This window comes from Parabacteroides sp. AF17-3 (assembly GCF_003635445.1).
Classification (GTDB): domain Bacteria; phylum Bacteroidota; class Bacteroidia; order Bacteroidales; family Tannerellaceae; genus Parabacteroides; species Parabacteroides goldsteinii.
Window position 1 is genome coordinate 1 of sequence record NZ_QTMM01000035.1, and the last position, 10,038, is coordinate 10,038.

Consider the following 10,038-nt stretch of genomic DNA (forward strand, 5'->3'; position numbering starts at 1 on the left):
TTGAGCTATCTGTTTATAGTGACGGGAGTAACCAATTCCCCTCTTGAGAGGGGGCAGGGGGTGTGTTAAAGCCAGTCAATAAAACAAGCCTTGTTACAGGTTCATTTGCCAAGTGACTCTGATTAGGATGGTTGTATAGGTGGGAATATGACACACCCCCTTCCCCCTCTCAAGAGGGGAGACAGGTACAACCAGTCACTATAAATAGCTCAAATCTGATAAAAACTGAACTCTATACAAATACCCCAACTAATTATTCAATATCTAAAACCTCAGTTTCCTCTTTGGGTTTGAAAAGGTCTTTGATAAACAGATAACCGATTCCGCCAAATATGGCAAGGAATACAAATCCGATCAGGATCAGCGGCTTCTTGGGTGAGGCCGCTTTTAAAGGGACAGTGGCAGGTTGTATTATTGTATACACCGGTGTCTGTTCCTGTACCCGGAGTTTATCCTGTTCCAGCTTCTGGGCCAACGTATTGTAAACATTGAAGGTTAATGTCATTTCATTCTTTAAACGTTCCTGTTCCGTGCGGTAGCTGGCAGAGATAATATTCTTGTTGGCATCCTCAAAAGCCGCATAAGCACGTTGTGCTTTGTAGTAGGACTCACGGGCTTCGCTGAACACTTTCTCTGTGAATTCAAGGTCCTGTTTTACCTTCTGGGTTCGGTAATTTGTGATGTATCCTTGAAGTTTTTCCAAAACAATTTGAGTGATATTCGCAGAGATCAACGGGTCTTGCATCTGAACGGAGACTGTGATTACTGATGTCTTTTTATCCACAGAAGCGGAGATGCGTTCCTGTAACGCATTTATAACATCTGCCTGTTCCTTTGTCAACCTGAAAGAAGTCAATTCTCCACTACTTACCGGTTCTTCTTTTGAGAACAAATCTTTCACAACACCCAACAGCTTAAAGGGAGCCTGTACCACATAACTCCACCATGCCCTTTTCTGATCCTCATTCATATAATCATATAAGGATGCAGAATAATCACCTTTCTCATTTGTCACCTGTACGGGGAGTAACTCCAGTAAAAAAGGAATACTGCTGACTACATCCGGATACAGGTCCGGAGAGATGGCATCCGCTCCCGAAGAACTGTTCAGGTTAATCCCTGCCATGGCGGCCAAACCACCCAGATTTCCCATCTTCTTGGATGGATCAGACGTTTCAGGTGCCAGCTTTACCGTCGTACTGTATTCTTTCGGTATACTGAAAGCGACCACCAATCCTACAACTATCGCGACTCCACAGCATTTGAACAAGAACTTACGCTCCCCCCATAACCGTTTAGCCAACTCTATTAAATCTATCTCCTGCTCGTTTGTATCCATATCAGGAGCGTTCATTTGAATCATATCCACCTTGTTAATTGATAATTAAAGATTGAAAATTGATAATTATTTCAGTGTGTTGATGATAGAGGTTATCATTGCAGCCATCGATGTGGTCGAACTGGTGATGCTCAAGATTTCTGCCAAACTTGTTTTGCGATCTTGCTGCGTTTTGGCGGGAACAACGATTTCACTGCCGGGCTCCACTTTTGGATAGTGCTTGAAGAAGATAAAACGCCTCTTAGTCGTTGCCACTTTACCATTCATATAGATTACGATCGGATATTTACGGGCAATATCGTTGTATCCTCCGGCTTGCGACAAACAACTTTTTACAGACATTCCATTTGTATACGTCACACTGTTCGGATAAGTTACAGCTCCACTTATCTTCACTGTACTCTGGAATTGCGGAATATAAAGTTCATCCCCGTCACGTAGCACCACATCGTGGGCACTTCCCGGATTCGCCAGGGCTTTTTCCAAATCGATACCCACTGAATAGTCTTTGATGTTTTCCAGTGACAAAGCTACCGAGTCACGGCTTTGCTTATTTGCACTCAGTTGCAGCAGAGTTTCCAGGCGGCGCATCTCATCCTCTGTCAGCTGGCGTTTCAGACTTGCTCCTTTTACATAGGCATCGGGAGTTATTCCTCCGGCTTTGGCGATAATATCACTCAGACGGGAGTTCTTTTCGGCCAGAACATAATCGCCGGCAAAAGTGATTTCACCCCCTATCTTCACCACCTGTTGTTCCTGATAACCCGGTGAGAAACGCACATACACTTCATCAAACGGTTCTAATGTAAAGACCGTATCGCTTTTCTTTCCATCCGTAGAGATTAATCCCAAATTGTCGTTCAATTCAAAGTTGAATACTTCTGCTGTACGGTTAGTATTTTCGTACGTCTTTGTATCCTTAATACGACGGGCAACTTCCACATTGACTGTTGCTGCGGATTCCTTTAAACCGCCAGCCATCATAATGGCATCTTCAACGGTCAGGTTATTCCGGTAAGGAAGAACTGTATCTATGTAATTTACCGCTCCGCTTACTTTGATCGTATAAGGCTCGCGAAGGTCAAACAGGGATGGAATGCTCAATTGGTCTTCCGGCTTTAGTTCCATATCGGGAGCAGTACCGTTCAGGATACCACGGATATCTACGGCTATGACAGTCGTTGTAAAATCCGGATTCAAACGGGTGATCTGGGCACGACCGGCAAACTCATCTCCTTTCAAACCGGCTGCCTGATCAACCAGTTGACGGACTGTATGTACCGCCCCATTCAACTCATATTCTCCCGGACGCCAAACTGCACCTGTCACTGTCAGACGGTTTTCATAAAAAGGAATTACAGAGTCTACCAACAAAGAATCGCCATCCATCATCGCAAAAGTAGGATATTTATCTTCCGTAACAGTAGCTATCTGATAACGGCTTCCGGCTTTTCGTTTGATACGGACATCTTTCCTGTAAGCATCCCCGGTAAAACCTCCGGCCATATTCAATAACTGTGAAAGCGTTTCCCCCTTTTTCAATTCAAAAATACGATTACGTTTTACTTTTCCTTGTACTACAGCCAGCTGGTCATAAGGAGAAACGATCACCATATCATTCTCTTCCAGACGGATATTCGTATTGTATTTGCCGTTCAACAAATAATCGTACACGTCCAATTTTGCGACTTCCTTACTATTCCGATAAACTTTGATTCCACGAAGCGAACCGATCTCATTCACTCCACCTGCCGCATACAACGCATTAAACAAGGTGGCAAAGGAGGGAAGCGTATAGGTTCCCGGAGCAACGACTTCACCTACAATATTGACTTTGATGCTGCGTATCTGGCTCAGACTAACGGATACGAACGTATTAGCCCCATCCGTATCTCCCGACAAAGTAGACATGATCCGTCCTAATTCCTGTCGGATACGATTTTCAGCAGTTTCGATAGTCAGTCCGCTGACAGAGACCGGACCAAGGTTAGGGATCAGAATTGTTCCTTCGGGAGAAACCTTCAATTTCAGATTCACTTCTGAATCTCCCCAGACATTAATTAGCAATTCATCACCAGCAGATAAGACATATCCTTTAGGAGTTGGTACATTCAGATTAGGTTCAAAGGACAGATTCTTGTTTGAAAATATTTCACGGCCGAACACGGTACCGCTTAAATCTCCCGCCGGACGATTAGCTTCCCGCTGGGCATCCAAAGGAGGTATCACCTTTCCATCCGGAATAGCAACCGTACGATCTGTAACCTCCGCATCCGAGGCTGTACGTGTAGCCTGTTCCGTACCGGATTGCCCCATCCGTTTATTCATCTCCCGACGGATCTGTTCATCCGTCATACCGGCAGCTTTTGCCTTGTCGATCAAATCCTGGGATACCTGCGCCGACAATGGAACCGCCAACCACAGTAATCCCCCCAATAATACATTTCTGATTACGATATTCATATTGTTATTTGTTTTGTTGTTATTTCGATTTTAGAAAATAATTGAGTTATCTGTTTATAGTGACGGGAGTAACTAATTCCCCTCTTGAGAGGGGATAAGGGGTGTGTTAAAGCTAGTTATAGGGCGAAACTATAACACACCCCCTTCCCCCTCTCAAGAGGGGAGCTGGGTACAACCGGTCAATAATCGGATAGTTCAATTCTGATAATTTCTGAATCAAAACTTCCTGAACTCCAATCGGGCATAATCCGATTGTAATACTAGATACTTTGATGTTAATTCTTTGACGCCGAAACGTTGCTCCGTTCCGTTCATTCCAAATGGTAACAAATCTTCAACTTTGCTGACCGGCATAACCACAAACAATGAATCTCCGGTATATTCCATATTGCCGGTCTGACTGGTTACATCAACCTTCATCAAGTTGATTGTATGCAAAGCCACGCTGTAATAAGCCCGTTCCGGAGCCTCTTCCACGCCGGACGCATATTCTATTTTCATGATCTGCCAGCGACCATCCAGGTCTCCATTGATCGGCATTTTCCCACAGGCACTGACTATCAGGGCCAGCAACACCGCCACTATATATCTTTTCTTCGTATTTATTAAAGTCATCATATCCATCCCGTTTTTCTGATTGTGAACATCCCCCCGGCACTTTTACCCAACATCCCGCCTCTGTCAACACCTAGTGATCCTGTAAAGTCCCAGCCTTTTAACTGATGGGGCGTATAAATTAATTCTACTAACGCATTGCCATTCTTTTTGATCTCATAAAATGGTACGCCATAAGTACCCCAATTACGGGTTACTGATAAAAGGACACGATATTGCAGATCGGCACAAGGGGTTCCCATGATCCCGAAATGATGTCCTTGCATACGTGAACTTTTAAAACTAATATCACCATCTGTATTATAAATCGGAGACATGACGAGTGGGTTTCCGATCCCCAGTCCCCAATGCTGCCAACCGGTATAAATACCATGATTATAATAATTATCCGCACCACTTACCTGTTCCGGTATTTCCGGTGTATGATCCCAATAGACAGGACCCGTTTGGTCTTTCGTTGATATATATTCGTAAACGAAACCACTGATCACGGGATTCTTCGGAAACGTTATTTCCACTCCAGCCAGGCAATCCTTCCAACCATATTCTCCGAACATCTGCGAATGGTCTTCGAAATAATGTTCGTAATAAGGACGGATTGTCCAATCTTTCGGAGCATGCCACGTCAGTGAAAAATTCCAACTCCCTAAATGATTTCCATAAATATTCGTTTGTTCCCCCATCGGTGTATCACTGCTTCCGCCGCTCGGAATAAACACCTTAAAGAAATCCTTTATCCCGTTCGGCATATCGATCTTTTCACTTCCTCTAAACGCATTTCCTCCGAACTGTGCAGCCATCTCAAGACCTCCTTCTAAAATCAACGGAAACTTCTCCCGGTTACCGATCTTCACATATAAATCCTTGGAATGATAAAGCACATGTTCCGTATGTTTACCTTCCGGAGCCACAAAGTCTTTTTGCCAGCCGTCATCCGTAAACATACCATAAGCGATATGCCCTTTAAAAGCCAACCAGCCTTTTGTACCCGGAACGAGCGTATATTCTGGAATACCGATACGAACCTGCGGAATCGGACGGGCATTTCCCGAGAATGTCAGGCCACCGCTACTGAGTAATGGATTATTGAATTCGCTATGCCGCTCCTTACTTCCGATACTCAATCCCAGGCAACGATATTTCAGATCCGCATACAATTGTTGCACCACGAAAGTCGATGTAAAATTGTAAGCCACAGCCAGATCCGCTCCCAAAGCATATGAGAAGCGTTTATCGTTTTCCAACTCCCGAAAAACACCGGCACGTAGATAACCGTTATTCTTTTCGATAGATGACAGTCCCTGCTTGTTTGCAGTCAGCCAGAAAGGAGTATGTTCCCCTCCGCTAAAGCTGACACCGGTCTCCGCCCGGTAACTCAGCCCTTTCGTAAACTGAGCATAAGAGTTTAGGGGAAGCAGTAGAATGCCTCCCCAAAGAAGTAAGTTTGATATTAATTTCATTTGTTATTGATTAGAAAGATTTGAATCAGTCCCCATCATCCCCAAACTGCCCCCGGTCTGTCCAGATTTTCCGAAACGTGCCGCAACTGTTCTCGCCGTTTGGCTATATTGACAAGGATATCGAGACGTATCTTTTTCTTTTTAGGATCGGTTTCCAATAACCGGTGTACGCTTTTTTGTATTTCCTGTAGGATACGGTTTTCCAGATACAGAAATAATAACCGGGTCAGATAGATATTCAGGATATTGGATGCCTCCGGATAAAGCGCCCCGAATAATTCCTTTTCATTGTAAACCAACTGGTCGTATTCGACATGCAATTCATTTACTATGCTTTTTAACGCAGGCGTTAATCCCGATTCCGGATTCCCTGTTCCCAAATGCTCCAGTATCATCCGGTTCTCCTTATTTTCAAAAAGCAAATCATCCGTTTGCAGAATACTTTTCACTAATTCCGTAAAAAGACAAGAAGAACCTTTGAACATATAAAGAGTCTCCGGAAACAACAGGCAAGCCGTCAGCAGCATTTCTTCCGATAAATGGGGTTTCGACAGAAACTTATCGATCAGGGAAACAAAAGCCTCTTTGCCCGACCGCCGGAATAAAGAATCCGGATCTTCCCCTTCCGGTAAAAAGATCGTCTGCACTTCCATCGAATACGGATTGAGCGATAAAGATATTTTGCGGGCAGCCTCCCGTCCCGGTTTGTCGCCATCCAGTAACAGACAGATCCGGCTCGTGTACTTTTTCAGCAATGCAATCTGTCCGGTTGTCAGGGCCGTTCCGCATAATGCTACTGTATTGGAAAATCCGGCCGCATGCATCGCGATCGCATCTTTATATCCTTCCACTACAAACACAAAGCCTTTCCCCGCAATTGCCTCTTTCGCCCGGTGAAGGGCATAGAGGTTTTCGCTCTTTTTATATCCGTTGGCAGTGGATGTATTGATATATTTCGGCTCTTCCGAATTATTGTCCGTTAGCCTGCGAGCGGCAAAAGCTATCAACTCACCGGCTTCGTTGCGGATCGGAAAGATCACCCGGTTGCGCATCGCATACCATTCTTTCGGAACATTCACAGGAGATTGTCCGACCTCAAAATCAAGATAAGCAGGTGTTAACTCCGTATAACCGCAAGCGTAGGGGAGAAGGGAAGAAAAGAACTGTAAGTTTTTTTTAATTGAAAATTGAGAATTGGAAATTGAAAATTGCTTCGCGTCGTTATCTCTGTCGACAGGGTTCGCGTTTTTCTTATTAATTTTCAATTCTCGATTTTCAATTTTCAATTTCCCCACCGCCTCCATGAAATTACAATGTTCCGTCTTCTCTATAAATTCGATCACATCTCCATGTTCTCCGCAGGCAAAACATTTAAAAGTCTGTTTTTGAGGATTCACCACCAGCGACGGATGATGATCCTCGTGGAACGGGCAAAGTCCTACATAGTTGGTCCCTTTTCGTTCCAGTTTTACCGTCTCTCCGATCACATTTTCGATAGGGTATGAAGCTTTCAGTTGTTCTATTTCTATCTTTGTCATGATCTTCTCCGGATATTATAGTTCGTGATGCGGGTATAACTCTCATTATAGCGGTAACGGGCAATCCCGGTCGATCCGTTACGCGTTTTTCTTATGTATAGTTTTCCGACCTGTTTCAGGCTCTCCCCGGTGACTTCATCCTGGGTGATCCCGTAGCGTTCGGGGATATAAACGAAATAAACACAGTCCGCCACCTGTTCGATCACGCCCGAATCACGTAAGTCGTGCAAATTCGGGATATGAGCCTTATCGCCTGAGTTCATACTGTTACGGTTCATTTGCGAAAGGACAAGGACCGGGATATTGGCATCCTGTGCCATTTGCTTGAATCCCTGTATATTGTATCCGACCGTCTGATTCGCATTTTCCCACCCCTGTTTTTCCATTTTCATCACCTGTAGATAATCCACAATCGCCAGGTCGCATTGCTTTTTGCGCTTCTGTAACATCACCTGGGCACGGATATTTTCCAGCGTGTTTGCCGGAGTATAGTCAAAATATAACGGAAGGTCCTGGAACTCACCCGCCATTTTTTCCATCTTCAACAAATCCTCCGGGTTAGCACCTGTGATACGCAAACGGTTGGCATCTACTCCTCCGAATCCGGCAAACAGACGGTTCATCGTTTGCAAACCGGTCATTTCCATGCTGAAGAAACAGACATGTTTTCCTGACAGGGCTACATTCATGGCAATCTGCATGGCTATGGCTGTCTTGCCGTCGCCGGGACGTCCGGCCCCAACGGTGAGTTCGCCGTTGTAAAGTCCTCCGGTCACATAGTCGAACTCTTCCAGTCCTGTCTTGATGCGCATCGTATCCACTCCGTTTTCCATGCGTTCACGGTGCATGTTCAATACCTCGTTGGCTGTTTTTCCGATCCGGCTGACTTGTTTGCCGACAATACAGGTTTCCCGCAGTTCCATCAATGACGATTCCGCCTTTTCGATCAGAGCCGTGTAGGAGGAATCGAAACGGTTTGCCTTTGCTTGCAAGGTAGTGAACAAAGCACCCAGCAGGCGAAGCATATACTGTCGTTTCACCTCTTCGGTATATTGCATCAGGTTGCCGGTATGGCGTATCTGCGTCATGGCAGCGTTGACGATGGCAATCCCGTTCATTTCTTTCCAGCGTTTTTCATCCAGACAGCGCATCTCGATATCGGTGGTTACCAGATCCGCTTTTTCGCCCCGGCTGTTCAGGGAACAGATGGCTTTGTAGACAAATGCGAATAACGGGTCGCTGAACATTTCCGGTTTCAGAACCGGAGCAACCTGCCATATGGCAGATTCGGAAGACAAAAGTGCACAGATCACAGCCTCTTCCACCTGGCGTACAGATTCTATAGTTTCCATAAGCGTCATTAATTAGGTTGATTTGTAGGATTCTGCATGCTTCGTCCGCCCATGTTTCTTTCGGCTTCCGCCATTTGGGTGGCAGCGTTTGTGTTCGATGCATTTTTTTGAGTCTCTTTGCTTTCTTGTATCCAGGTAAAAGCAGCGTATCCTTTTACCCATATACGGCTTCCTCCCGGAATGTGAGTAACAGAGATCAATTGTAATTTCACCATTTTGTCAATCAACCGACTCAATGACCCGGGATTGATTCCTGCAACTTCAGCCAACCGACGTTGTGTTCCGACATATTCACCCCGTCGACAATAGACTTTGCGATTGTCCAGCATTACATATCCGTCAGTGTGATAACACAGTCCGAACAGACATAAATGCAAACGAGCCATCTGGCGTTCAACCAACCGGACGCTGTTCAAGCGGTCTATGATACTTCTGGGAATCTTTATGAAGGCATTCCCCAAGTAATCTAATGCAACGCTTTCATTTTCAATGATTTTGACAGCTTTCATGATACTAATTTTTTAGTTAATACTTTTTATTAGCGCATTATTACGGATTGCTTCCTTTAATTGGTTGATAACAAATGGTTTAATAGGTTACTATATTAGACTTCGGTGACGACTTTATTTTTCTCTTTAAATATAGAAAGAATATTCTTTATAAAGAAATATAAGGCCTCCGGCATTTTTTTCAGCTTTTAAGGAATCAAAGAGCGTATTTCATTTTGCTAATACAAAGGTAATCATGAACATTCCCGAATTGTGGAACCAATTTAATTCGTTTTGTGTCTTTTAAAATGTTGTTTTACAGCGAATTAATAAATTAGTATTTATTGTCGGTTGATTTGTTCTTGTTTTTTATTGTTTTTATAAGATCTTGTATTTCAGTGTAATAATCCGAATATTTGTCAAATAGTTTCATGTTTTTGCAAACGGTACTCGATGCATATTTGAATTTGAAAAACGGATTTATAAATTCAGCTATTTTCTTGTATGAATAACCACCCAATAGACCGTTCTGTTTCAGTCCGGCAAAGAGTGCAATCATAAAAACCACATATTCTTCAGGAACATGTTTATCGTCCTTTTTTTTTATTCTTATTAATCGGTTTGCGCATAATTATTTAGTGTTATGCTGCAAAACAACATTTTTATGCTATCTAAACCGATCTCCTTTTTCCTCAAAACAACATTATATCTTTTGCATTCAAAAGTCCCTTATTTTATCTTCAAAACATATATCTTTCATCTCCGAAATAAGGGACTTTCAAA

General features: G+C 43.8%; 7 protein-coding genes. All 7 read right to left on the reverse strand.

What is annotated here, in order from left to right:
- Positions 1 to 253: 253 nt before the first annotated feature.
- Positions 254 to 1,363: a Wzz/FepE/Etk N-terminal domain-containing protein gene (locus DWW91_RS27210; RefSeq protein WP_122329420.1), complete on the reverse strand. Its 1,110-nt coding sequence runs from the start codon at positions 1,361 to 1,363 to the stop codon at positions 254 to 256.
- A 42-nt stretch (positions 1,364 to 1,405) separates the two neighbouring features.
- Positions 1,406 to 3,802 (reverse strand): SLBB domain-containing protein, encoded by a 2,397-nt coding sequence (locus DWW91_RS27215; protein ID WP_122329421.1) that lies wholly within the window; start codon positions 3,800 to 3,802, stop codon positions 1,406 to 1,408.
- A gap of 216 nt (positions 3,803 to 4,018) precedes the next feature.
- A complete protein-coding gene (locus DWW91_RS27220) occupies positions 4,019 to 4,420 on the reverse strand; it encodes a lipocalin-like domain-containing protein (protein WP_010803317.1) in 402 nt (133 codons plus the stop codon).
- A complete protein-coding gene (locus tag DWW91_RS27225; RefSeq protein ID WP_122329422.1) occupies positions 4,417 to 5,877 on the reverse strand; it encodes a capsule assembly Wzi family protein in 1,461 nt (486 codons plus the stop codon). The genes DWW91_RS27220 and DWW91_RS27225 overlap by 4 nt, the downstream gene beginning before the upstream one ends.
- A gap of 35 nt (positions 5,878 to 5,912) precedes the next feature.
- Positions 5,913 to 7,415, reverse strand: a complete 1,503-nt coding sequence (locus DWW91_RS27230) for a DNA primase (RefSeq protein WP_122329423.1) — start codon at positions 7,413 to 7,415, stop codon at positions 5,913 to 5,915.
- A complete protein-coding gene (locus DWW91_RS27235; RefSeq protein ID WP_122329425.1) occupies positions 7,412 to 8,767 on the reverse strand; it encodes a DnaB-like helicase C-terminal domain-containing protein in 1,356 nt (451 codons plus the stop codon). The genes DWW91_RS27230 and DWW91_RS27235 overlap by 4 nt, the downstream gene beginning before the upstream one ends.
- An 8-nt stretch (positions 8,768 to 8,775) precedes the next feature.
- Positions 8,776 to 9,276, reverse strand: coding sequence for a MarR family transcriptional regulator (locus tag DWW91_RS27240; protein WP_122329424.1), 501 nt, complete (start codon positions 9,274 to 9,276; stop codon positions 8,776 to 8,778).
- Positions 9,277 to 10,038: the final 762 nt, after the last annotated feature.